26 protein-coding genes are annotated in these 23,147 nt (G+C 65.1%); 15 read left to right on the forward strand and 11 right to left on the reverse strand.

Translation table 11 applies throughout. The features are described 5' to 3' along the window. Positions 1-62: 62 nt before the first annotated feature. Both V3388_RS03585 and V3388_RS03590 read right to left on the reverse strand, forming a co-directional pair. Positions 63-887 (reverse strand): DUF1338 domain-containing protein, encoded by an 825-nt coding sequence (locus tag V3388_RS03585; protein WP_336366145.1) that lies wholly within the window; start codon positions 885-887, stop codon positions 63-65. After that, a complete protein-coding gene (locus V3388_RS03590) occupies positions 877-1,950 on the reverse strand; it encodes an arginine N-succinyltransferase (RefSeq protein WP_336366146.1) in 1,074 nt (357 codons plus the stop codon). The genes V3388_RS03585 and V3388_RS03590 overlap by 11 nt, the downstream gene beginning before the upstream one ends. Before the next feature lie 128 nt (positions 1,951-2,078). On the opposite strand from V3388_RS03590, the gene V3388_RS03595 reads away from it, so the two are divergent. Further along, on the forward strand, positions 2,079-2,507 hold the full coding sequence (locus V3388_RS03595; protein WP_336366147.1) for an Lrp/AsnC family transcriptional regulator: 429 nt from the start codon (positions 2,079-2,081) through the stop codon (positions 2,505-2,507). On the opposite strand, the gene V3388_RS03600 is transcribed toward V3388_RS03595, so the two are convergent. Both V3388_RS03600 and V3388_RS03605 read right to left on the reverse strand, forming a co-directional pair. Then, positions 2,504-3,415 (reverse strand): glutathione S-transferase family protein, encoded by a 912-nt coding sequence (locus V3388_RS03600; protein ID WP_336366148.1) that lies wholly within the window; start codon positions 3,413-3,415, stop codon positions 2,504-2,506. The two genes, V3388_RS03595 and V3388_RS03600, sit on opposite strands and share 4 nt — an antisense overlap. Before the next feature lie 199 nt (positions 3,416-3,614). Further along, positions 3,615-3,809, reverse strand: coding sequence for a hypothetical protein (locus V3388_RS03605; RefSeq protein WP_336366149.1), 195 nt, complete (start codon positions 3,807-3,809; stop codon positions 3,615-3,617). A 151-nt stretch (positions 3,810-3,960) separates the two neighbouring features. Here V3388_RS03605 and V3388_RS03610 point away from each other — a divergent pair, with 151 nt between their 5' ends. Further along, positions 3,961-4,860 carry a LysR family transcriptional regulator gene (locus V3388_RS03610; RefSeq protein ID WP_336366150.1) on the forward strand — a complete coding sequence of 300 codons (900 nt, stop codon included), beginning with the start codon at positions 3,961-3,963 and terminating at the stop codon, positions 4,858-4,860. Between the two features lie 49 nt (positions 4,861-4,909). Here the strand turns inward: V3388_RS03610 and V3388_RS03615 are convergent, their stop codons facing one another. Next, positions 4,910-5,623 (reverse strand): transglycosylase SLT domain-containing protein, encoded by a 714-nt coding sequence (locus tag V3388_RS03615; protein WP_336366151.1) that lies wholly within the window; start codon positions 5,621-5,623, stop codon positions 4,910-4,912. A 119-nt stretch (positions 5,624-5,742) separates the two neighbouring features. Between V3388_RS03615 and V3388_RS03620 the strand changes: the two genes are divergently transcribed. Further along, complete coding sequence (locus tag V3388_RS03620) at positions 5,743-6,624, forward strand: DUF2059 domain-containing protein (RefSeq protein ID WP_336366152.1); 882 nt, start codon at positions 5,743-5,745, stop codon at positions 6,622-6,624. 27 nt (positions 6,625-6,651) lie between these two features. On the opposite strand, the gene V3388_RS03625 is transcribed toward V3388_RS03620, so the two are convergent. Then, positions 6,652-6,948, reverse strand: coding sequence for a peptidylprolyl isomerase (locus V3388_RS03625; protein ID WP_336366153.1), 297 nt, complete (start codon positions 6,946-6,948; stop codon positions 6,652-6,654). Between the two features lie 178 nt (positions 6,949-7,126). Here V3388_RS03625 and V3388_RS03630 point away from each other — a divergent pair, with 178 nt between their 5' ends. The 4 genes from V3388_RS03630 (at position 7,127) to V3388_RS03645 (ending at position 11,392) form a co-directional block, all read left to right on the forward strand. After that, positions 7,127-8,713, forward strand: a complete 1,587-nt coding sequence (locus tag V3388_RS03630) for an ABC-F family ATPase (RefSeq protein ID WP_336366154.1) — start codon at positions 7,127-7,129, stop codon at positions 8,711-8,713. Between the two features lie 251 nt (positions 8,714-8,964). Next, positions 8,965-9,507 carry a DUF1415 domain-containing protein gene (locus V3388_RS03635; RefSeq protein WP_336366155.1) on the forward strand — a complete coding sequence of 181 codons (543 nt, stop codon included), beginning with the start codon at positions 8,965-8,967 and terminating at the stop codon, positions 9,505-9,507. Between the two features lie 263 nt (positions 9,508-9,770). Beyond that, positions 9,771-10,499 carry a spermidine synthase gene (locus V3388_RS03640; protein WP_336366156.1) on the forward strand — a complete coding sequence of 243 codons (729 nt, stop codon included), beginning with the start codon at positions 9,771-9,773 and terminating at the stop codon, positions 10,497-10,499. After that, on the forward strand, positions 10,496-11,392 hold the full coding sequence (locus V3388_RS03645) for an NAD-dependent protein deacetylase (RefSeq protein ID WP_336366157.1): 897 nt from the start codon (positions 10,496-10,498) through the stop codon (positions 11,390-11,392). Before V3388_RS03640 ends, V3388_RS03645 begins: the two co-directional genes overlap by 4 nt. A gap of 28 nt (positions 11,393-11,420) precedes the next feature. Here V3388_RS03645 and V3388_RS03650 read toward each other — a convergent pair whose 3' ends face one another. Both V3388_RS03650 and V3388_RS03655 read right to left on the reverse strand, forming a co-directional pair. Next, positions 11,421-12,833, reverse strand: a complete 1,413-nt coding sequence (locus tag V3388_RS03650) for a sodium-dependent transporter (protein ID WP_336366158.1) — start codon at positions 12,831-12,833, stop codon at positions 11,421-11,423. A 108-nt stretch (positions 12,834-12,941) separates the two neighbouring features. After that, positions 12,942-14,042 carry a Glu/Leu/Phe/Val family dehydrogenase gene (locus V3388_RS03655; RefSeq protein WP_336366159.1) on the reverse strand — a complete coding sequence of 367 codons (1,101 nt, stop codon included), beginning with the start codon at positions 14,040-14,042 and terminating at the stop codon, positions 12,942-12,944. Between the two features lie 245 nt (positions 14,043-14,287). Between V3388_RS03655 and V3388_RS03660 the strand changes: the two genes are divergently transcribed. Next, a complete protein-coding gene (locus V3388_RS03660; RefSeq protein WP_336366160.1) occupies positions 14,288-15,031 on the forward strand; it encodes an AzlC family ABC transporter permease in 744 nt (247 codons plus the stop codon). Further along, positions 15,021-15,338, forward strand: a complete 318-nt coding sequence (locus V3388_RS03665; RefSeq protein WP_336366161.1) for an AzlD family protein — start codon at positions 15,021-15,023, stop codon at positions 15,336-15,338. Before V3388_RS03660 ends, V3388_RS03665 begins: the two co-directional genes overlap by 11 nt. Before the next feature lie 132 nt (positions 15,339-15,470). Here the strand turns inward: V3388_RS03665 and V3388_RS03670 are convergent, their stop codons facing one another. The 3 genes from V3388_RS03670 to V3388_RS03680 all read right to left on the reverse strand — a co-directional run bounded on the left by V3388_RS03670 (position 15,471) and on the right by V3388_RS03680 (position 17,983). Next, positions 15,471-16,256, reverse strand: coding sequence for a DUF3750 domain-containing protein (locus V3388_RS03670; protein ID WP_336366162.1), 786 nt, complete (start codon positions 16,254-16,256; stop codon positions 15,471-15,473). Between the two features lie 27 nt (positions 16,257-16,283). Continuing rightward, positions 16,284-17,498: a GNAT family N-acetyltransferase gene (locus V3388_RS03675; protein ID WP_336366163.1), complete on the reverse strand. Its 1,215-nt coding sequence runs from the start codon at positions 17,496-17,498 to the stop codon at positions 16,284-16,286. A gap of 107 nt (positions 17,499-17,605) precedes the next feature. Further along, positions 17,606-17,983 (reverse strand): hypothetical protein, encoded by a 378-nt coding sequence (locus V3388_RS03680; protein WP_336366164.1) that lies wholly within the window; start codon positions 17,981-17,983, stop codon positions 17,606-17,608. A 171-nt stretch (positions 17,984-18,154) separates the two neighbouring features. Here V3388_RS03680 and V3388_RS03685 point away from each other — a divergent pair, with 171 nt between their 5' ends. The 6 genes from V3388_RS03685 (at position 18,155) to V3388_RS03710 (ending at position 23,142) form a co-directional block, all read left to right on the forward strand. Further along, on the forward strand, positions 18,155-18,841 hold the full coding sequence (locus V3388_RS03685) for a response regulator transcription factor (protein ID WP_336366165.1): 687 nt from the start codon (positions 18,155-18,157) through the stop codon (positions 18,839-18,841). Next, a complete protein-coding gene (locus V3388_RS03690) occupies positions 18,838-20,190 on the forward strand; it encodes a sensor histidine kinase (protein ID WP_336366166.1) in 1,353 nt (450 codons plus the stop codon). The genes V3388_RS03685 and V3388_RS03690 overlap by 4 nt, the downstream gene beginning before the upstream one ends. Next, positions 20,187-20,795: an IMPACT family protein gene (locus V3388_RS03695; protein ID WP_336366167.1), complete on the forward strand. Its 609-nt coding sequence runs from the start codon at positions 20,187-20,189 to the stop codon at positions 20,793-20,795. The genes V3388_RS03690 and V3388_RS03695 overlap by 4 nt, the downstream gene beginning before the upstream one ends. 73 nt (positions 20,796-20,868) lie before the next feature. Further along, positions 20,869-21,402, forward strand: coding sequence for a DUF4136 domain-containing protein (locus tag V3388_RS03700; protein WP_336366168.1), 534 nt, complete (start codon positions 20,869-20,871; stop codon positions 21,400-21,402). Between the two features lie 48 nt (positions 21,403-21,450). Further along, the gene (locus V3388_RS03705) at positions 21,451-21,804 is read left to right on the forward strand and encodes a translation initiation factor Sui1 (RefSeq protein WP_336366169.1); all 354 of its coding nucleotides are present in this window, start codon (positions 21,451-21,453) and stop codon (positions 21,802-21,804) included. An 84-nt stretch (positions 21,805-21,888) separates the two neighbouring features. Beyond that, positions 21,889-23,142 (forward strand): D-amino acid dehydrogenase, encoded by a 1,254-nt coding sequence (locus V3388_RS03710; protein ID WP_336366170.1) that lies wholly within the window; start codon positions 21,889-21,891, stop codon positions 23,140-23,142. Positions 23,143-23,147: the final 5 nt, after the last annotated feature.

Below are 23,147 nucleotides of genomic sequence, written 5' to 3' on the forward strand. Positions count from 1 at the left end.
CCCGCGGGCGCCACCGTTGTAAAACGTTTTCCGTGCGTAACCGAACGTAAGTGGGCGTCCGCTTACGCCCGGTGCTTTGCGGCAGGCTGCTCGAAGGTGCTTTCGAAGATGCGATCGGCGGAGGCCGCCACGAATCCGGGGTACAGCCGGCCGGACGAATCCGGGTAGCGAAGGGCGAACTCGTAGAAGCATCCGGGGATGTCCGCGCTGCGGTCCGAGAACGTCACCGTGGCCCGGTCGGCGAGGGTGGCGGATTGCTCGAGCAGCTCCGCCGGCGAGCCTTTGACCTCACCTCCGGATGTGTTCACGGCAAAGCCGGCGTCCTTGAGCAAGGCGTTCATTTCCGCCACGGAGGATACCGACGTCAGCCGATTGATGCTCACCGTGAAGTGGTTGGCCCGGTAGCCCCAGGCGGCCAGCCAGCCGGCGTACTCGCTGGCCGTTGCCAGGGCCCGGTAGGTCCCGTAGCTGAGGCCCCAGGGCCGGCCGCCGTAGAGAAAGTCCGGACGGTTGACCATGGCCGGTGCAACCTGGTCCACCAGTTGATGAATCAGCGCCTGGATGTCCGTCGGCATCTGTTCGACCAACAGCTCGGAAATGAACACCTTCGGGGCGTTGTCGTCCGGGTGCTCGTAATGGCGCGCGAACAGCTTCTTGGCCTCAAAATGGTACTCCTGGCCGGGGCGGTAACCGAGCTCAAGAAACCGTTGGGCGATGGCATCAAGGCCGACCGGGGCCACATTGAAGGTGCGCAGGGCAATGTGGTCGTTGACGATGGGGGCAGGCTCCCGCGCCGCCAACAGGCGATGGATACGGTCGGCGGATGGGGTTGCGGCCCGGTATTGTTGCCAGAGCTGGTCGAACAGGTGGTTGAGGTCATTGCGCATGGCGGTGGTCTCCTCCGGCGATCGTGTGTCGGGTGGCTGGTCGGGCCGGGCCGATGGGCAGCGCCCAGGCGGTTCTGCTGTCCGCCAGGCCGAGCCGGGCGAGGACAGACGGCGCCAGGACAAGCCGGCCACGGGCCAGGTCGTCGGCACGCTGATGGGTGATCAGCGCGCGGAATTCCGTGACAGAGGTATTGGCCACCACCACCGGTTGATCGGCGCCGGCCCCGTGTCCGGGTTGGCCCCCGGTCGCGGTGATCGCCATCGGGCGGCTGTGGCGGACGCTGCGGATGCCGGCCAGCGGGGCCTCCACCGTGGGGCCAGCGTCGAACAGGTCCACGTAGCCCCGGAACCGGAAACCTTCCTGCTCCAGCAGGTGCAGCGCCGGTCGGGTCTGGGGGTGCACCTGGCCAATCACCGCCTGGGCGCCGGCGGTCATGAACCGGATGGGCAGCGGGCCGGCGGGCATCCGGTCCCGCAACAGCGCAATCAGCGCGTCGTCGGACAGGCGGGTGACCTCGGCAAAACTCAGATCCGCGACCTGCGGCCGCAGCCAGTCCCAGAACGGCGAACGTCCCTGATCGTCTGACACACCGCGCATTTCCGCAATCACCGTCGTGGCAAACCGCTCGGGGTGCTGGGCCATGAACAGGAAGCGCACCCGGGACAGCAGGCGGCCGGCGTGGCCATGGCGAAATGCGGGCCGCAGGTACAGGGAGCAGATTTCGGTGCAGCCGGTGTAACGGGTACCCCGCACGAGGGCGTCCTCACCCGGGCGGGAGGCGCGGCTGCGGCGGTGGAAGTGGCTGAGCGGGCGCCGGTGTCCGGCCGCCGCTTCGATGGCGGTGGTGCCAATCACCGCTCCCGTGTCCGGGTCTTCCAGCACGAACAGGTAGTGCTCGTCAGCCGGCTGGCCCACCGGCCGGGCAAGGCTGTCCTGGGCATGGGCAACCTTGGCGGCGAGCGCGCCCCGGTCGGGCATCAGCGAGGTAAAGCCCGGGCCGGACTCCACGGCAATGTCGTAGAGCGCGTCCAGGTCGCGGGGTTCGACGGGTCGGATCAGCATGGCCCGGTCCTCTGGCGGTGGTTCGAAAGGGTCTGGCGCCAGTATGCGTCGGGGTTTGATCAGATTGCAGTTTCAGAATGCACGAAATGCGCTAGAATTTAATCAAAATGACAGATTGAGGTGGCAATATGCCGCATCCGACGGATGAACGACTGCTGGCGCTGCTGCGGGAGAATGCCCGGGCCAGCGTGACCGAGCTGGCCAGAGCGTTACACGTGTCCCGCTCGACGGTGCAGAACCGCCTGGCCAGGCTGGAGCAGACCGGGGTGATTCAGGGCTACCGGGTGGCGCTGGGTGGCGACTACCTGGCCGGGCAGGTGGAGGCCCACGTCTCTATCAAAGTGGTCCAGAAACTGACGGAGCGAACCTATCTGGCCCTCGAGCGGATCCGGGAGGTGAGCCAGCTGTTTTCGGTGAGCGGTGAGTACGATCTGATTGCCATTGTGCAGGCCTCCTCGCTGGAGGCCCTGAGCCAGGTACTCGACGCCATCGGCAATCTTGAGGGCGTCGAGCGCACCAACTCGGCGGTGGTGCTGGAAACCCGCTTCCGCCGTTAGCTCACGGAGAACCCCTGTACCGGGAAGTGCACGTGCACCAGGCCGGTTTCCGGCGTTTCCCGGGCGAGTATGCGTTCGTTCGGTCCTTCATACACCAGGCGGCCTCGCACCGGGTCCAGCCCATAGTCCGTGGGCGCGACAACCACCGTCCGGCCGATCCCCTCAGCCTTGCCATCGGCGTCCGGCAACGCCACCGGCTGGGCGCTGCGAGCCATCTCCAGGGCGGCTTCCGCGGTCAGTTCGGTGGGCTGGCCGTGGCCAAACGCCCGCATGCGCGCCATCCATGACGCCACTTTCGGATAGTCCCGAAGCCACGGTTTGCCCGCGAGATCACACACGAACCACAGGCCGTGGTAAGCGGAAAAGTCCGCGATGCAGGGAGTGGCACCGAACAGGAAATCCTCCGTCAGGCGCTGCTCCATATCGGCCATATGGTTCAGGACGGTCTGCTTGGCCTCGGGGCCTCGCACCGGCCGAACTCGCGCCTTGCGGCCCATGGTGATGCGGTCCTTGAGAAACTTCAGGGTATGCAGCAGGGATGTCTGGCGCACCAGCGATCGCAGCATCTTCAGGTCGCTGGCGGCGATCACGCAGGCCAGGAAGATGTCCAGGTCTGTCCGGGCGACAAAGGCCTGTACGTCCTCCGGCTGGTCTTCCAGTATCAGCGACGGGCAGTTGCCGAGGCGGGCAATCTGCCGGGCAATGGTGCGGGTATCGCAGTACACATCGGCGCCAATCTGCGCCACCGGAATCTTGCGATACCCCCCGGTCAGCAGATCCAGCACCGGGCGTGGCGGCATCTCGGACACTTTGGCGGAATACCAGTCCAGGCCGGCATAGCCCAGCATGGCGCGGACCTTCTCTGAGAAGGGTGAGAGGTCGTAGTGAAACAGGACGAGTTCTGGCATGGTCGCATCCTTTCGATGACGGTCGTGTAAGAGCCCGTCAGTATGCCGGTCCGGACCCCGTGGTAACAGGGCGGATGATCAGGTTGGCCCGAGCGGCGGCCCGGAATGACAAACGCCGGCTAATGGCCGGCGTTTGTGGATGCGGGCAGCGGCATCGGCCGGCCTGCATGGGTGTTGCATCAGAGGCGTGGTGGGGCGATCAGTGACCGCCCTGTACCTGCGGCATATCCGGGGTAATCACCGGGGCCTTTCGGTTGAGCAGGCGAACCTTGCGGCTGATAAACTGCACCGCCTGCCTGGCGGCGGCCCGGGTGTGCTGGGCCCGAACCTCAGTACTGTTGTGGAGGATACTGGACGGCAGGGGTTGTGCGATTGCGTTATGGATCTGTGTCATAGCGCCTTCCTCCATTGATGATGGTTGCTTTACCCGCTGAGAGGGCGGGCCTGTGTTTGGTCTCTCTCTCATTTACTACACATTCTAGCGGTACGTTTTTGCAGTTCAAATACGGTAAACTTCGTACCCTTGTTGCAAATATGCAGTGATTATGGACTGGGATTATCTTCGATATCTGAGGGCACTTGCAATAGGCGGCACCTTTGCAAAAGCCGGAGAATTACTGGGTGTGCACCAGACCACCGTGTTGCGGCGTCTGGACCAGATGGAAGAGGCGATGGGCGTTCAGTTCTTCGACCGTCAGCCAAGCGGTTTGCAGCTCACCCCGGTGGGTGAAATGGCGTTCCGGGAAGCCGAGCGCCTGGCCACGGATATGGACAATCTGGAGCGCAAGCTGCTGGGCGATGACGCCGCGCCAGTGGGAAAGGTCCGGATCGCCCTGGAGGATGTGCTGATGGCGCACCTGGTCGGCCCGATTCTCTCTGAGCTGGTGCGGACGTTTCCCGAGATTGAGCTGGAAGTGCTCACCGACAACGATGTGGCCAACCTGAGCCACCGGGAGCCTGACCTGACCTTGCGGCTGGAAAACAAGCCCCAGGCGACCCTGGAAGGGGAGCGGATTGCCGCCATCGACTCGGCGGTGTACGGCGCCGCGCGCTACTGCCGGCGTAACCGGAACATGGACGTGGAAAACCGCCCGGAGGGTTGCCAGTGGATTGTGCCGGACGACACCTTCAGCCATTTGGCCACCGGCCGATGGTACCGGCGCCAGTTGAAGAACGTGACGTCAGTCATCCGCTGCAACAGCCTGCAGTCGATGGTGGCCCTGGCCCGAGCGGGGGCCGGGCTGGCGGTGCTGCCCTGCTACGTCGGCGAATCCGCGAAGGAACTGCGCAGGCTGTCCGATCCCCTGGACGGGGAAAGCGTGGACCTGTGGCTGCACGTGAACCAGGACACCCAGCAGATGGCCCGGGTGCGCATCGCGATGGAGTTCCTGGTGGAGCGGTTGCGGGCGCTGGAACCGGCCATCGAGCTGAGCGCCTCGCTGTGAACCCCGGCGTCGCCCCGCTCTGCTGAGGTCGGAAGACCGGGGAGGGTGGCTAGCCCTCGTCGGTACTGCAGAACGGCCACACCTGATACCAGCGCCAGCACTGGAATTCCTGCTCGCACTGTTGCAGCTGGTTATCGTACCGGAACGCTCGGTTACGCACCCGGGTGGCCAGCGAGCGGATCGCCGGTTTGGCCGCGTGGCTCCCCGCCTCATAACCGCCCCGGCCTTCGTGGTAAGCCAGGTACAGCCGCCTCGGATCGGTCAGGGGAATGCCCAGGCGGGTGTGGCTGAGGTGGTTGTACCAGCCGACGAAATCCAACGCGTACACCATGTTCGAGCGCACCGTCAGCCAGCCTCCATCGACGGCCCGCACGTACTCCTGCCAGGCCGGGTCCAGGGCCTGTACATAGCCAAACGCGGACGAGGGCCGGGTCCAGGGAATCAGCCCCCAGAGCTTCGAACGGGGCGGCCGGGCGTGGCTTTGAAACGACGATTCGTAGTACACAAAGGCCATCTGGGTGGCGATGGGTGTGCCCCAACGATCCTGTGACTGCCGAGCGGCGTCGTACCAGGCCGTGTGCTCCCGGAACACCTCGCACAGATTGTCCGGGTTGGCCGGCGGTCCCGGCTCCAGAAGGCTCAAACGCAGGGTCGCCCACACGGCCACCACCACACCCAGCGCCGGCAGCAGCGTCCACTGCAACCGCTGCCGCCATCGGCGTCGCTGCTGATTTCGTTGCCGTTTCGGTGATCGTGCTGCCATTCCTACCAAACCGTCATCTGAACCGGCCCCTGAACCCTTGCTGCCGGCCGCCGGCCGTGACATAAACAGGCCGAACGCCCGGCATTTCGGGCAGGCATTTGAACGAAAAGGATAGACACATGCGGTGGAGCACCCTAGTTAAACCTCTTTTAGCCCTCTCGCTGACCGCCAACGCCGGCCCACTGCTGGCGGCCGCCGCAACTGCGCCGACCACCACGGCATCGGCCGCGACGGCACCGGCCACCCCTGCACAACAGGCTCTGACCGCGTCGCCGGTGGACGATATCGTGGCCCAGTACCCGGCCATGATGAGCCAGGGCATCCGGGATGGGTTGGTGCAGAACGCTCAGGTGCCGGAAATGGTCGCGGATACCCTCGGGCGCATGATCAGCGCCAACGTGAAGGCCGAGGACATCAACCGCCGTATTGTCGATAACCTCGACCAGAACCTGACCGATGCGCAGCTGGATGCGGTCAAACAGTGGTACGACACGCCGCTGGCGGGCCGCATCGCGAAGGCTGAGATAGCCGCCTCCGCGCCGGCGGCGTGGCCCACCATCCAGAGCCAGGCGGCAGCGTTGAACAAAAAGTACCAGGGCACCGAGCGGGCCCGCCTGTTCGACCGGTTTGATCGGGCGTCCCGGGCCACGGAAAGTGCGGTTGATACCGCTATTGCCCTGCAGCTGAGTCTGTCGAGCGCGTTGTCCGCACTTCGGGGCGAACCCGTTACGCCGGAGCAGACCCGGAGCACCCTGGAAGCCCAGCGTCCGGCCCTGCGCGGGGTGGTGGGTCAGCAGGTGTACGACACCTATCTCTACACCTATCAGTCGTTCAGTAATCAGGAACTGGGCCTGTATCTGGCGTTCCTGGAGAGTGACGCGGGCTCGGCGTTCACGCGGGAGGTGACGGGCAGCATCCAGCAGGCCATTACCGAACCGGTCACCGAGCTGGGTAAGCAGATGTCGAGGATGTTGACGCCCGGGCTGTCGTCAGGGAACTGACTTGGCCCGGGAAAAAGGCGGGGCCTTTTAGCTGCGGGAGGTCACTTCCAGCAGGTGGTAGCCAAACTGGGTTTTCACGGGGCCGATCACCGTGTTCAGCTCGCTGTTGAACACGGCTTTGTCGAACTCGGGCACCATCTGGCCGGGGCCGAAGCTGCCCAGGTCGCCGCCGTTGCGGCCGGACGGGCAGGACGAGTGCTGGCGCGCGACCTCGGCGAAGTCCTGGCCACCCTCGATGGCGGCTTTGAGTTCTTCGCACTTCGCTTCGCTGTCGACCAGAATATGACGTGCGGTTGCCTGTGCCATGGGTTGTTCCTCTTTCATGTGGCTGACGAATCGGGCGCTCGCGCCCGGCGTGGTGGAATGCTGCCCGCCGGGGCGGATTGAGGCAAGCCCTTTGTGTCCGTGTTTTTCCGGTGGTCTCAGAGGCGCGGCAAATCTGTACAATGCCGGCTTCCATTTTGCCGGCCCCGGGCCGGAGCCACCGTGAAAGGTCTGTCGCTTGATTTCCACCGCCAACATTACCATGCAGTTCGGGGCCCGGCCCCTGTTTGAAAACGTATCCGCCAAGTTCGGGAACGGCAACCGCTACGGCCTGATTGGCGCCAACGGCTGCGGCAAGTCCACCCTGATGAAAATCCTCGGTGGCGATCTGGAGCCCACCGCCGGCCAGGTCATGCTCGAACCCAACACCCGCCTGGGCAAGCTGCGCCAGGACCAGTTCGCCTATGAGGACTGCACGGTGATGGACACCGTGATCATGGGCCACGAGGAGCTGTGGCAGGTCAAGAAGGAGCGGGACCGCATCTATGGCTTGGCGGAAATGAGCGAGGAAGACGGCATGGCGGTGGCGGACCTGGAGGTGCGCTTCGCCGAGCTGGACGGCTACACCGCCGAATCCCGCGCGGGCGAGCTGCTGCTCGGCCTCGAGATCCCCCTCGACGAACACAACGGCCCGATGAGCGCCCTGGCGCCGGGCTGGAAGCTGCGGGTGCTGCTGGCGCAGGCGCTGTTCTCCGATCCGGACGTGCTGCTGCTGGACGAGCCCACCAACCACCTGGACATCAACACCATCCGCTGGCTGGAAAGCGTGCTGGTAGCCCGCAACAGCACCATGATCATCATCTCCCACGACCGCCACTTCCTGAACAGCGTGTGCACCCACATGGCGGACCTGGACTACGGCGAGCTGCGGCTGTTCCCCGGCAATTACGATGAGTACATGACCGCCGCGACCCAGGCCCGGGAGCGTATGCTGTCGGACAACGCGAAGAAGAAGGCGCAGATTGCCGAACTGCAGCAGTTCGTCAGCCGCTTCTCCGCCAACGCCTCCAAGGCCAAGCAGGCGACCTCCCGGGCCCGGCAGATTGACAAGATCCAGCTGGAAGAGGTCAAGCCGTCCAGCCGGGTGAGCCCGTTCATCCGTTTTGAGCAGGGCAAGAAACTGCACCGGCAGGCGGTCACCGTAAAGGACCTGACCAAGGGTTTTGACGGTCAACCGCTGTTCCGCAAACTGAACCTGCAGATCGAGGCGGGCGAGCGGGTGGCGATCATCGGCCCGAACGGCATCGGCAAGACCACGCTGCTGCAGTGTCTGGCGGGTGCGTTTGCCCCGGATGAAGGGGAAGTGAAGTGGACCGACAGCGCGGAGGTGGGCTATTTCGCGCAGGATCACACCGCGGATTTTGCCGCGGACGATACGCTGATGGAGTGGATGTCCCAGTGGACCAAGGGCGGCGAGCAGCTGGTGCGGGGCACGCTCGGGCGGATGCTGTTTTCCGGCGATGAGATTGGCAAGTCGGTGAAGGTGATTTCCGGTGGCGAGCAGGGGCGTATGCTGTTCGGCAAGCTGATTCTGCAGAAGCCAAATGTGATGCTGATGGATGAGCCGACCAACCACCTGGACATGGAGTCCATTGAGGCGCTGAACCTGGCGCTGGAGAATTACCCGGGGACGCTGATTTTTGTCAGCCACGACCGGGCGTTCGTGTCGTCGCTGGCCACCCGCATCATTGAGTTGAAGGCGGATGGGGTGACGGACTTCAGCGGGACTTACGACGATTATCTTCGAAGTCTTGGGTATTTTTGAGTCCGGCTTTTGAGTTTAAACGAGTAGCCTGCGGATTCGGGGAGTACGGCCGGGTGGGCGTGGCTTTCCAAAACCCGCTCCTTCGGCCATCCATGGGCGCTTGAGCTACGCCATCCATGGCTCCGCACAGTTTTGGAAAGCCACGCCCACCCGGCCGCTCAGACCTGGGATTGGTCCGGTTCTGGGAAGGCCTACCCGCTCACCTGCGCGGACCTCGAGGTTGCCTCTTTTTCAGTCGAAGGTATTGCATTATGAATGCGACGAATATCGTTTCTGCGACGCGGCGTTGGGTAGAAGAGGTCGTAGTGGGTTACAACCTGTGCCCGTTTGCCAAGCGGGAACTGGTGCGTGAGACGGTGCGGTTTGTCGTCTCCGACGCGTCCACCGAGGACGAGCTGATCCAGGCTCTGCACGCTGAACTCCAGCGGCTGAACGACGAGCCGGAGATTGAAACCACGCTGTTGATTCACCCGCACCTGCTGGCGGACTTCAGCGACTACAACGCCTTCCTCGACGCCGCCGACGGCCTGTTGGCGTACCTTGAGCTTGAGGGCGTTTACCAGATTGCGAGCTTCCATCCGGACTACCAGTTTGCGGAAACCGAGCCGGAGGACGCCGAGAACTACACCAACCGGTCGCCGTATCCGATGCTGCACCTGTTGCGGGAAGACAGCCTGGAGGCGGCCATCGAGCGGTATCCGGACATCGACGGTATTCCGGAGCGGAACATTGAGTTGATGATTCGGATTGGCGCCGACAAGATGCGGGAAACGCTGGCGGCGATCAAAGCGTAAGCCGAGCACACCAAAATGCCCGCCGTAATTATCGAGAAAACCTCGGGTAAACGCTCTGTGCGATCATGGAGTGAATGGAAGGGCTGGTCGGGAGGGGCCGTTCAAAACTGTGCGGAGCCATGGATGGCGGAGCTCAAGCGCCCATGGACGGCCGAAGGAGCGGGTTTTGAACGGCCCCTCCCGACCAGCCCAAACTCCCAGCAACCAGGCTGCGAGAGGCAACTCGCCGCCACAATGAATGACCGAAGATAGGGCCAGACTCCATGGGACTGCTATTCGAACAAATCGACAGCCAGCCGTCGGAAATCGGCGAAATCACGCTTCGCCGCCGGCGCATCCCGGCCCTGGGCGACTCGGACATCTATGAGGTGAAACTGGGCGAAGAGTTTCTCATGTCCAGCCTGTTTGTGGATGCCGAAGTCGCCCTCGCGGATCTCGGCATCAACGCCACCGACGGCGACAACCTCCGCGTGGTGGTCGGCGGTCTCGGGCTCGGCTACACCGCCCGGGCGGCGCTGGCTCACGACCGTGTGGGTGAACTGCTGATCGTCGAATACCTCGAACCCGTCATCCGCTGGCACCAGCAGGGCCTTGTGCCCCTGGGCGCCGGGATCACCGCCGACCCCCGCGCACGATACATCCACGGCAGCTTCTTTGATCTCGCCCTCGCCGAGCCCGAGACTGGCGGCTTTGACCCCGGCGCTCCGGCCGCGCCTATCGACGCCATCCTCCTGGACATCGACCACTCCCCGCGGGCACTGCTCAACGACGCCAGCGCCAGCTTCTACACCGTCGACAACATCGGCCGCATGGCCCGGCACCTCAAGCCCCAGGGCATTTTTGCCATGTGGTCCAACGAACCCGAAGACGCCGATTTCATGGCCGTCCTGCGGGCACAATTCATCGACGTGGCCTGCCACGTCGTATCCTTCTACAACCCGTTCCAGAACCGAGAATCCACCAACACCGTGTATCTAGCCAGGAAGCCGTGACCACCCATCGAATCCGACCGTTCAGCGCCGGCCAGCGCCTGCCGGCGACCGACCAGCCACCCGTGCTGCAGGCGCCGGAGATCGCCGGTGCCGCACTGGCGGAGTTTATCCAGCGCCACCCGCGCCTGCTGATCCTCACCGGCGCTGGCGTCAGCACCGATTCCGGCATCCCGGATTACCGGGACGGCGACGGCGCCTGGAAACGCAAACAGCCGGTGCAGCACCGGGACTTCATGGACAGCCTCGCCACCCGGCGCCGTTACTGGGGCCGCAGCCTGATCGGCTGGCCGGTGATGCGCCACGCCACCCCCAACGACGCCCACCGCCACATCGCCGAGCTGGAACTGCTGAACCACAGCGCCCTTGTGGTCACCCAGAACGTGGACCGGCTGCACCAGAAAGCCGGCACCCACGGAGTGCTGGACCTGCACGGCCGGGCGGACGAAGTGCTTTGCATGAGCTGCCAGTACCGCTGCCCCCGGGACGAGGTGCACGACCGCTGTGCCACCCTCAACCCCGGCTTCCTGCGCTACACCGCCGGCACGGCCCCGGACGGCGACGCGGACCTGGACGTGGATTTTGACGATTTCCGGATCGCGGACTGTCCCAAGTGCGGCGGTATCCTCAAGCCAGACGTCGTGTTCTTCGGGGATTTTGTGCCCAAGACCCGGGTGACCACTGCCCTGGAGACGCTCAAAGCGAGCGACGGACTGCTGGTGATCGGCTCGTCATTGATGGTGTATTCCGGCTTTCGCTTCTGCCGGTACGGGCGGGAGTGGGGCAAACCCATGGCCACCCTCAACTTGGGCCGCACCCGGGCCGAGGATCTGGTGGATGTGAAGCTGAACGCGCGGATTGCCGAAACGCTCTCGGTGGCGCTGTCCCGGCTGTAGCTTCCGGCCTTCCCTGGCCGGATTGGCGTCAGACCAGGTTGTAGAGGAACACGGCCGCCACGGCCACCGGCGTCACATAGCGCACCGTGACGAACCACAGCCGGAAGGCGGAAGACGACATTGCCATCTCCGCCTCCAGGGCGGGTTTGGACATCACCCAGCCGGCAAACACCGCCACCGCCAGGCCGCCCAAAGGCAGCAGGATGTTGGCGGTCAGAAAGTCCAGCAGATCAAAGATGGTCTTGCCTTCCAACGCCGGGATGAAACTCATCGGCGTCACGTCGGACCACAGGTTCAGGGACAGGATCGAGGCAATCCCCAGCAGCCAGCACACGGTGCCAGAGATCACCGTGCTCAGGGTACGGTTCATGCCCTTGCGCTCTTCCAGCCATTCCACAATCGGCTCCAGCAGGGAAATGCCCGAGGTCCAGGCGGCGAACAGCAGGAGCACGAAGAACAGGGTGCCAAAGAAGCTGCCGCCCGGCATCTGGCCGAACGCCAGGGGCAGGGTCTGGAAGATCAGGCCGGGGCCGGCGCCCGGCTCCAGGCCGTTGGCGAACACCACCGGGAAGATCGCCAGGCCGGCCAGCAGCGCCACCACGGTATCAATGATCGAGACGGTGATGGAGGTGCGGGCAATGGACACGCCCTTGGGCAGGTAAGAGCCGTAGGCCATCATCACCGCCATGCCCAGGCTCAGGGTGAAGAAGGCGTGGCCCAGGGCCACCAGAAGGCCGGTGGTGGAGAGTTTCGAGAAATCCGGCTGAAACAGGAAGGCCGCGCCCCGGGCAAACGCGCCGGAGTTCATGGCGTAGCCCACCATGATCAGCAGCAGCACGAACAGCGCCGGCATCAGGATGGTCACCGCCCGCTCCAGGCCGGCTTTTACCCCTTTGGCCACCACCACCATCACAAGCACCATGAACACGGTGTGCCACAGCAGCAGCGTGCCCGGGCTCGCCAGCAGACCCGAGAACAGGCCTCCGATGGCGTCCGCCGACTGGCCGGCGAGTTGGCCGCTGGCGGCAGTGCCGATGTAGGAAATCGCCCAGCCGCCGATCACCGAATAGAACGACAGGATCAGAAAGCCGGCGAGAATGCCGATGGCGCCCACCAGCATCCAGGCCGGTTTCAGTCCGTCCTTGCGGGCAATAGCCCTCAGGCTGTTCACCGGGCTGCGCCCGCCCCGGCGGCCGATCATCACCTCCGCCATCATGATGGGAATGCCCACCACCGCAATGCACACCAGGTACATGAGCACGAAGGCGCCGCCGCCGTTCTCACCGGTGATGTAGGGAAACTTCCAGATGTTGCCCAGGCCCACCGCCGAGCCGGTGGCGGCCAGAACAAAGGCGAGGCGCGACGACCAGAGGCCGCGGCCGGCGGAGGCGGCGCCGGTGCTGCCCGAGAGGGTGGTGGAGCCAGAGGAAGACACAGACATAACAATCTCCTGCAGTACTTGTTGTTGTCAGGGAAAGCGCTGCCGCGGCCCGCAGAGGGGGTAACCAGGGGCCGGGCAGCCTGCGTGGCCGGAGGGTCCGGCCGTGGGTTACCCGGCGCGGGCGACCGGCCGCTGGGCCGTATCGGAAGCCGGGTGGTGTTTGCGGAAGCGTTCTTCGGCCAGGGCGTTGGCAATCTCGCCGGTGGGTCGGCCGCTGCGGTCCGCCCGCTCGAAAATTTCGGTCAGGGTGTCGCCGATGGTGTCCACGTGGGCCCGGATGGTCTCGGGTGAACTGCCGGCCCGCTCGTGGAACACGTCGATGATGCCGCCGGCGTTGATGGCAAAGTCCGGCGCGTACAGGATGCCCCGCTGCTGGAGGGCCTGGTCATGTTCAGGGCGGTCCAGCAGGTTGTTGGCCGCGCCGGCGACAATGGCGGCGCGAATGGCGGGAATGCTTCGGTCGTTCAGCACCGCCCCCAGGGCGCAAGGGGCAATCACATCCACCGGCAGGGCCAGGATGTCCTCGGCGCTGGCCACGTGGGCACCCAGTTCGTCCACCGCGCGGCGAAGGTTGTCCGGCTGCACGTCGTACACCCACAGCTCGGCGCCCGACTCCCGCAGGTAACGGGCGAGGCGGAAGCCGACGTTGCCAACGCCCTGGATGGCCACCTTCAGGCCCGTAAGGTCGTCCAGGCCCAGGCGATGTTTGACGGCGGCCTTCAGGCCGATGAAGGTACCGTAGGCAGTCACCGGTGACGGGTCGCCGGTGCTGGGCTGGCCGTCAAACCCGGTACGGCTGGCAATGCCGGCCACGTGCCGGGTTTCCCGGCCCATGGTTTTCAGGTCCGGGACGCTGGTGCCGGAGTCTTCGGCCGCGATATAGTGCCCGCCCAGGCGTTCCAGGGCGCGGCCCATGGCGGCCAGCAGGGCGTCGGACTTGTCTTTGCGGGGGTCGCCAATGATCACGGATTTACCGCCGCCCAAGTCCAGGTTGGCCAGGGCCGATTTGTAGGTCATGCCCCGGGACAGGCGCAGCACGTCCCGCAGGGCGTCGTCGTCGCTGGCGTAGGGGTACATTCGGCAGCCGCCAAGGGCGGGGCCCCGGGAGGTGTTGTGGATGGCAACGATGGCGCGGAGGCCGGTTTCGGCATCGCAGACAAACGACACCTGTTCGTGGAAATCAAATTCCGGGTGGCTGAACACGTTCATGACGCTTCCCTCTTGAGCCTGGCCGCCCGCGGCCCGGTTGTCGGCGGCAGGGGCATCTTGTTGTTGTCGCTCCGGCTTGTGGCCGGCGATGGCTGTCCTTCCCGGAGGTGTCGGGGTGCCCTTTTGGGGGTGGACAAAAAATACGCTAGAGTAAGTTTACGTGAACGTCAACCAAAAACGGCCCTCTCAGTGCGTGGTGGTTTCTACCTATACGCGATGGGGTCTGTTCGGCATAGCGTCTGCAGATGACAACTGACGCCTACCCCTACCGTTTTGATCGCCGGAAAATCCGCTCGGAATTTTTCCGGCTCATGCCCATTTCCCTGTTTGTGGTGGCGTTCGGCATGGCCTTTGGCCTGGCCGCTGTTCAGGATGGCCTGTCGCCCCTGCAATCCATCCTGATGAGCGTGGCGGTGTTTGCCGGTGCCTCCCAGTTCGCCGCGGTGGATCTGTGGGGCGCCACGGTGCCGATCCTGCCCCTGGTGGCGGTGGTGTTCGCGATCAATTCCCGGCACCTGCTGATGGGAGCGGCCCTTTACCCGATGCTGCGGGAGGTCTCACCGGGTAAGCGATATGCGCTGTTGCTGTTGCTGACGGACGCGAACTGGGCGGTGGCGGCGCAGGATTACCAGAACGGTCGCCGCAATCTGGAGGTGATCCTGGGCGGCGGCGCGGTGCTGTGGCTGGCCTGGGCGCTGGGGACGTCCCTGGGGGTGTATTTTGGCGGTCTGCTGCAGCATCCGAAGGCGTTCGGGCTGGATATGGTGCTGGGCTGCTTCTTGCTGGCGATGGCCCTGGGTGGGCGTAAGACACCCCGAATCCTGGTGGCGTGGCTGGTGGCGGCGCTGGCGTCCCTGGCCGCCTGGCGCTGGCTGCCGGCGAATACGCATGTGGTGGCCGGAGCCCTGGCGGGCGGCGTGGTGGGTCTGTTCTGGACGGAGCAAGGGCCGTCGAAAGGGGCGATGCAGGGAGCCGCGGATGAGCATTGAGACGACGCCGGCGGGGGTGCTGGCGCTGATCGCGATTATGACGGTGGTGACGTTGCTGACCCGGTTTGGCGGGGTGTTTGCGATGTCGTTTGTCCGCATCAGCCCGCGGGTGGAAAGTTTTATTACGACCATGGCCAGTTCGGTGCTGATTGCGATCATTGTGCCGATGGCGGTGGCCGGCGACCTTGGCGCGCTGGCGGCGTTGGTGACGACGGCGGTGGCGATGCTGGTGCTGCATCGGCCGTTGCCGGCCATTGCACTGGGGTTGGTGGCGGCGGCCTCTGTGAGATATGCCTTCGGGGCCTGAGGCAGCCTTCTTTTGGCCTGATGGTTGGGTGGTGCGCTGGTCGAACGTTGAGGATATCGCTCCTACTTATCGACCCTTTTGGACAATTCCCTGTCGTTCCAACCGCTTGTTAAATCCTGATCGGTTGTGCACCTACTGCACGTCACCTTCCTCTCGCCCTTCCATCGGGTTTGTCGATCTGAGTGCCAGTTCACCAATACCGGGGAGTTTGATGCCCAGGGCCAGGGGATTCACGCCCACGGATAGGCCAAGCAGGTTCAGTTCGAGCCCTTCGCGGACGCCGGCGAGAATACCGAAGTAGCCGCCGAGGGAGATCTGGTAGCCGGTTCCGCCGGGGACAGGGGCGGCTAGGCGGTCGCCCAGGTAGTCTTTGCCAATGGCGTTATTGGGCAGTGCCACGTCCAGGCCCGGGGTCTCGCGGATCACCCAGGCGGTGAAGGTGTTGCTGTTAGGCCCGGGCCAGGCGGTGTATTCCGTGGCGTAGGGATAAGCAGCAACGGCTTTTTCGATGGCCGGGATCAGGCGGGCGGCGTCGGGGCCGCGGAGGTCGGCGTAGAGTTCGGGTGTGGCGCCGTACCAGCGTCGGTCGGGGAGGTCGGGCCGGGAGTTGACCACGTAGTGGCGCCAGCCGGTGACTTCGTGGACTCGGTAGTGGTCGGCGCCCGCTTCCTTGGTGGCAATCCAGGTGTGGACGGCAAAGTAGCCGCGCCAGCCCCAGGTTCGGGCGCCATAGACCTGAATCACGGCTTCGGGGGCGTCCGACGGTGTCGGGGCAATGCCGGCGCTGTCCCGGCTGGCGGTGCGCCAGCTGGCGGGTTCGTCGCCCAGGCTGGCGGCGGCGAGCAGGGCAGGGCCGGCCAGGAGCACAGCGAGGGTGGCCACCAGGGCGGTCAGGCCGATACGGACGCGTTTGATCATCGCGATGTCCTTAAGGGTGTCTGTTGTTCAGTCGTCCTGCCGATAAGGCAGCGCGCCCCGGGCGTGGTCCAGGTACTGGCGGACCTGGTCGGCTTCGTCGTCAACGAAGTCGGCAATGGCCTCGCGGAAGCCGGGGTGCTCGATGCCGTGCCAGGAGTGGGTGAGCAGCGGCTCGAAGCCCCGGATCAGTTTGTGTTCGCCCTGGGCGCCGGCGTCGAAGTGGCTCAGGCCGAGAGTGAGGGCCAGTTCGATGCCCTGGTAGTAACAGGTTTCAAAGTGCAGATGCTGGTACTCCTCCAGGCAGCCCCAGTAGCGGCCGTACAGGGTGTCGCCGCCGGCCAGGAACAGGGCGCCGGCGATGACCTCGCCGTTCCGGAGGGCGAGTACCAGGTGGAGGTGTTCGGGCATTCGATCCCGTAGGGCGGCGAAGAAGTCCCGGTTCAGGTAGGGGCGCTGGCTCCGTTTGTAGTAGGTGGCCTGGTAGAACACGAAAAACCGGTTCAGCACGGTGTCCGAGATGTCCCGGCCGTGGACGTGGCGAAAGCCGATGCCCATGTCCGCCACCTGTTGGCGCTCCTTGCGGATCGATTTGCGCTTGCGGGAGGTGAGTGCCGCCAGGAAGTCGTCGAAGGTGGTGTAGCCCCGGTTGTGCCAGTGGAACTGGCAGCCGAGACGGTGCAGGGTGCCCGGGTGGTCCAGCAGGGCTTGGTCGTCGGCGTTGGGGAACAGCAGGTGCCAGGAGTGGGCGCCCATCTGGGTCATTACCCGGTCCAGCAAGCTGTGCAGCCGTCCGCCCCGGAGCTGGTCGCGCAGGGCCGGTTCGAGGAGCAGGCGCGGCCCCTGGGAGGGGGTGAAGGGTACCGCCAGCAACAGCTTGGGGTAGTAGGGCTGGCCGTAGCGTTCGTAGGCGTCGGCCCAGGCCCAGTCAAACACGTACTCGCCCCGGGAGTGGGTTTTCAGGTAGGCAGGGGCGAAACCCACCGGGCGACCCTGTTGATAAAAGGCCAGGTGGCAGGGCTGCCAGCCGGTCTCGGCGCGGGTGCAGCCAGCATCCTCCAGGCTCTGGAAGAACTCGTAGCGCAGGAAGGGGTGACCGGTACCTGCCAGCCGCTCCCAATCTGCCCGGGGCAGATCACTGAAGCGGCTGTGGGTGGTGACCTGAAGGGCCTGGGGGGGCTGGCTCGCGTTCGGCGTGGCGTCGGATGCCGATGAAGGCGTGGGTTCGGACGTGGGTTTGGGCATAGAACAGCGGATCACCGTTGAGTTCGGATGTCATGCCATACCATACGTCAGATCGGCCACGCTGATCACCGGGGCCCGGCCAGAATTCTTGCCGGGCCCCTGCGCCCTTACTGTGCCGGAGCGTCGCAGCGCTCGGCCATCTTGGCTTTCCACGCGGCCATGCGCTCCTGGCGCTTCTGGCGCTGTTCGGCTTGCATCTGGTCCCAGATCTGGCGCTGTTCATCGCTCAGTTTCAGGCGCTTGGCCATCTCCTCATGACGGGCGTCGGCCTTGGCCCGCCATGTCTCCATTTTTGCCTCGCGAGCCTCTTTGGCCTCAGGGCTGAACTTGCCCGTGCCGGCTTTGTACTGTTCGCAGAGCTGGGTCATGTCGCGCTTGCCATGTTCGCCGTCTCCATGCTCGTGGGCCAGGGCGAAGGGGCTGGCGGCCAGCAGCGCGGCAGTGAGGGCGGTGGCGGTGATCAGGTTGCGTTTGGTGGTTGCCATGGGTGTCTCCTATGGGCGGTTGGGTCCGTGAATCGGATGGGGCCAGCATAGCGCCGGGTGGCGTCAACCGGTGTCAGCGGCCTGTAAAGGTTCTGCAAAGGAAGTCAGCGTGAAATCAGCGTCTTGGCAGCGGCGTGATACACTGCCCGCAGACGGTCAGGAGGTCACACAATGCAAAATCGCGTGTTGCTGGTGGAGGACGATGACGAGCTTCGGGAACTGCTCGCCCGGTACCTCACCAACCAGGGTTTTGAGGTCCGCGAGGCGGCCAATGGTCGGGACGGCTTGGCCCTGGCGTTGGGGCAGGACTGCGACATTGTGGTGCTGGACATCATGCTGCCGGACATCAGCGGGCTGGAGGTGCTGCGTTCCCTGCGGGGGCAGGCGCATCTGCCAGTGGTGCTGCTGACCGCCCGGGGCGATGAGACGGACCGTATTGTCGGCTTTGAGGTGGGTGCGGACGACTACATCCCCAAACCCTGCAACCCCAGGGAGCTGGTGGCCCGGTTGCAGGCGCTGCTGCGTCGCATCGCCTGGGACCAGAAAGCCGAGGTCAACAGCCCCCGGGAATACGGCGATCTGCGCATCGAACCGGCACACCGGCGCGTGTACCAGAGCGATCAGCCGGTGGAACTGACCGCCACCGAATACGAGGTCTTGCAGGTGTTGCTCGCCCACGCCGGCAGTGTGGTGCGCAAGACCGATCTGATGCAGTGGGCGCTGGGACGGCGCCTGGAGGCCTACGACCGCACCCTGGACATGCACATCAGTAACCTGCGCAAGAAGCTCGGCAACGAGGACCCGCCGCGCATCGAAACCGTTCGTGGCCTGGGCTACAGCTATCGGGTGCCGGTATGAGTCGGTGGTCCCTGTCCCTGTTCTGGCGCATTTTTCTGTCCATCTGGCTGGCGATGGCGACGACGGTGGTGGCCAGCAACCTGGCGACCCGCTTCCTGCTCGATCGGGAACGCCAGGCCATTGAGCGGCAGGTGGGCCTGCAGGACCTGGCCCACGAGGCCATCCGCATCCGGGAGCAGGAAGGCCGGGGTGACGCCTGGCGCTTCCTGCGGGACCAGGGCGAACGGCTGGATCTGCACCTGGTGCTGATCGAGCGGGGCGAGCAGGGCGACCCCCTGCCCAAACCGATCCGCGAGCGCATGCGCTCGGACTGGTATCCCCAGAAACCGGCGGTGATCAACGTGTCTGACGGCTACCAGTTGATCGCGTGGCCCCGCGCCAGCAGCGACGGCTGGCTGGACCCACGCTTCTTCCGCGCTCTCGAGCTGGCCCTCGCGTTTGTGCTTATCACCCTGGCGTGTGTGTGGATCGCCCGCTTTCTGTCCCGGCCGCTCAAGCACATGGAGGCCACGGCCCGGGCGATTGCCGCCGGCAAGAACCGGCTGCGGGTCAACGCAAAAATCGCGGGACGCGGGGATGAAATCGGCCAACTGGCCACGGCGTTCAACGCCATGACCGACCAGCTCTGCAAACTGCTGGAGCGCCAGCAGGGCCTGTTACGGGACATTTCCCACGATTTGAGAACGCCCCTGGCCCGGCAGCGGGTGGCCATCGAGCTGGCCAGCGAGGCGGGCGCGGACGCCGGCCTGATGGCCAGCATCTTACGCCAGAACGAGCGCCTGGAGACCATGACCGGGCAGATCCTCAGCCTGTACCGGGTGACCGAGCAGGGCGGTGACCTGGCCCGTGTGCCGGTGCAGGTTCAGGGGCTGGTAAACCGGGTACTGCAGGATGCCGCTGACTACGCCGAGCACCAGCGGGTCGACTGTCGGCTGGTGGCCAATCCTGGCGTCGTCGGGGTCAGCGTGCTGGGTGATGCCGAGCTGCTGCAGCGGGCGCTGGACAACATCCTGCAAAATGCCCTGGACCACACGCCGCCTGGCCATGCCATTCACCTGACCTTGGCCAGCGGCGCCGAGTGGGTCACCCTGACCCTGGACGATGAGGGCCCGGGTGTGCCCGAGGAGGCCCTGGCGCATCTGTTCGAGCCCTTCTATCGCGGCGATGCGGCCCGGGGCGGCCAGGGCTGGGGGCTCGGCCTGGCCATTGCCCGCAACATCCTGGCGGTCCATGACGGCCACATTCGCGCCGAAAACCGCCCCGAGGGTGGCCTGCGGGTGACGGTCACCCTGCCGGTGTTCGTCCACGACGGCCGCGGCTCGCCGTTAAACGATGAGGCCGTCGGATGAGCCGTGACTATCCGGTACCAGCCGGCTTTCTGGAGCGGGAGACCGAGATTCGCAAGAGCCGGTTTATCGCCCGGGTGGCACCGGTGGCGTCCCGGGAAGAGGTGCACCAGTGGCTGGCCGAGGCGCACCGCGATCATCCGGACGCCCGTCACATCTGCTGGGCCTACCAGGTCGGGCGCCCGGGATCGGCCGCTGAGGCCGGCATGAACGACGACGGCGAGCCCTCGGGTACCGCCGGCAAACCCATCCTCAACGTGATCCAGCACAAGGACATGGGGGATGTACTGGTGATGGTGATCCGGTATTTTGGGGGCATAAAGCTGGGCGCCGGCGGTTTGGTTCGGGCTTATGCAGGCGCGGCGGAGAGCGTGCTGTCGGCGGTCGAGCGTGTCGTCCAGCCGACCCTGACGCCGGCCCGGGTGACGGTGCCGTTCGCCGGGGAGCAGCCCCTGCGCCACTGGTGCGACCAGCACGGCGCGCAGATCGACGCTGTCGACTATGGCACCGAGGTTCACATTCGCCTGTCGCTTCCGGACACCGAGTGTGAGCCCTTTGTCGCCTACTGCGAGGCTGGTCAGCTGGATTACCATCTGGACAGGGAATAGGGCCCGGCGACATCGGCCCGGGCCGTGTCGGCGTATACTTTCGGACATCGGTTTGTATGGAGGAGTGCAGCGCATGCGTGGTCTGATTCTTTCCCTGGTCGCAGCCCTGTCGCTGGCGGGCTGCGCCAGCAACGTGGTCACCGATTACAACGACTCGGTGGTGTTCGGCCACTACGCCACCTGGGCCTTTGCCCCCGACGCCGGCAAGTCGTCGTTTGTGTCCCTGGACGGCAACCGGGTTCGCACCGCCATCGACCGGGCGCTGACCCGCAAGGCCATGCGCCAGGTGCCCGCTGACGAGGCGGATCTGCTGGTGAACTGGCAAATCGTCGAGGAAGACCGGCTTGAGCAGAGCGGCCTGGGCCTTGGCTTCGGGTTCGGCACCGGTCACTTTGGCTGGGGGCTGGCCGCGCCGCCACCGGTCCGCCAGGTGACCGAGGGTAAGCTGGTGGTTGAGCTGGTCGATACCGACACCCAGCAGGTGGTGTGGCGCGCCGCCAGCCGCCGTTACCTGCGGGAAGGCCAGTCGCCGGAGGAGCGCAAGACCCTGATCGACGAAGTGGTCACGGAAATGTTTTCAAAGTACCCGCCCGGGCTGGATGAGTAAGCGGGCAGAGTACCAGCAACAGTATCGACAACAGGAGTTGTAACCGTCATGAAACGCGGAAGCGGGGGCCTGGTCTATTCCACCGATCAGGGCCGCATGTGCCCGCATTGCCGGCACCCGATGGACGATTGCCAGTGCGGGAAAGCGCGCCGCCCGGTCGGTGACGGCATTGTTCGGGTGAGTCGGGAAACCAAGGGCCGCAAGGGCAAGGGCGTGACCCTGATCACCGGTATCCCCCTGGATGACACCGAGCTTAAAGCCTACGCCAAAATCCTGAAAGCCAAGTGCGGCACCGGCGGCACGGTCAAGGACGGTGTCGTCGAGATTCAGGGTGACCAGCGGGACCTGCTGATCCCACTGCTGGAACAGCGGGGCTGGACGGTCAAGCGCGCCGGCGGTTGAGCCGGCTCGCCAGCGGCCAGGCGGGTCTCGTCGGTCACCGATTCTCTTTGGATTAACCTGATTTTTCGATGCATGGAGGTACCGATGCATATTGTGGTTCTGGGAGCGGGTGTCGTTGGCACAACCACCGCGTGGTACCTGCAGAAGCAGGGCCACCAGGTGACGGTCATCGACCGGCAGCCGAAGGCCGGCCTGGAGACCAGTTACGCCAACGGCGGCCAGATTTCGGTCTCCCACGCGGAACCCTGGGCCAACCCGTCGGCGCCCCTGAAAGTGCTGAAGTGGCTGTTCAAACCCGATGCGCCGCTGCTGTTCCGGCCCCGGCTCGATCCCGGCCAGTGGCGCTGGGCGCTGGCGTTTCTGCGGGAGTGCACGTCCGCCCGGGCGGCCTACAACATCCGCCAGATGGTGAACCTGGGCACCTACAGCCGCGAGCAACTGCAGGCCCTGCGGGTCGAACTTGGGCTCGAATACGATCATCTGGAGAAGGGCATCCTGCACTTCTACACCAACCCGGATGAGTTTGAAGGCGCCCGCGAACCCACCCGCATCATGCAGGACCTGGGCTGCGACCGGCAGATCATCAGCGCCGATCGGGCGGTGGAGCTGGAGCCTGCGTTGCGCCCCATCCGCGATCGCATTGCCGGCGCCACGTACACTGGCGAAGACGAGTCCGGCGACGCGCGCAAATTCACCCAGGCCCTGGCGGAACGCTGTCGGGATGCCGGCGTCACCTTTCACTACGACACCGACGTGGTGGGCTTCGATTATGCGGGCGACCGGGTGCTCGGTGCGCAGATCCTGCGGGAAGGTCATCACGAAACCCTGCGGGCCGACGCCTACGTGCTCAGCCTGGGCAGCTTCAGCTCGGCGCTGGCCCGGCAACTGGGCATCACCCTCAACATCTACCCGGCCAAGGGCTACTCCATCACCGTGCCGGTAAAAAACGAAGAGGCCGCGTTCAAGGTCAGCCTGACCGACGACGAGTACAAGCTGGTGTACTCCCGCCTCGGCAACCGCCTGCGGGTGGCCGGCACCGCCGAACTCAACGGCTACAGCCGGCAGCTCAATCTCACCCGCTGCCGCGCGATCGTCCGCCGCTCGGCGGAAGTGATGCCCGAAGCCGGGGACTGGGACCGCGCCGAATTCTGGACCGGCCTGCGCCCGGCCACGCCCTCGAACGTGCCCTACATCGGCAAGAGCCACTTCGGCAACCTGTACCTCAACACCGGCCACGGCACCCTGGGCTGGACCCATTCCTGCGGCTCCGCCGCCGCCCTGGCGGATATCGTTGGTGGCCGCCGGCCGGAGGTGGATTTTTCGTTCACCGGAGTTTGAGGTCG

Source organism: Marinobacter sp. C2H3 (assembly GCF_037080155.1).
In the GTDB taxonomy this organism is placed as follows: domain Bacteria; phylum Pseudomonadota; class Gammaproteobacteria; order Pseudomonadales; family Oleiphilaceae; genus Marinobacter.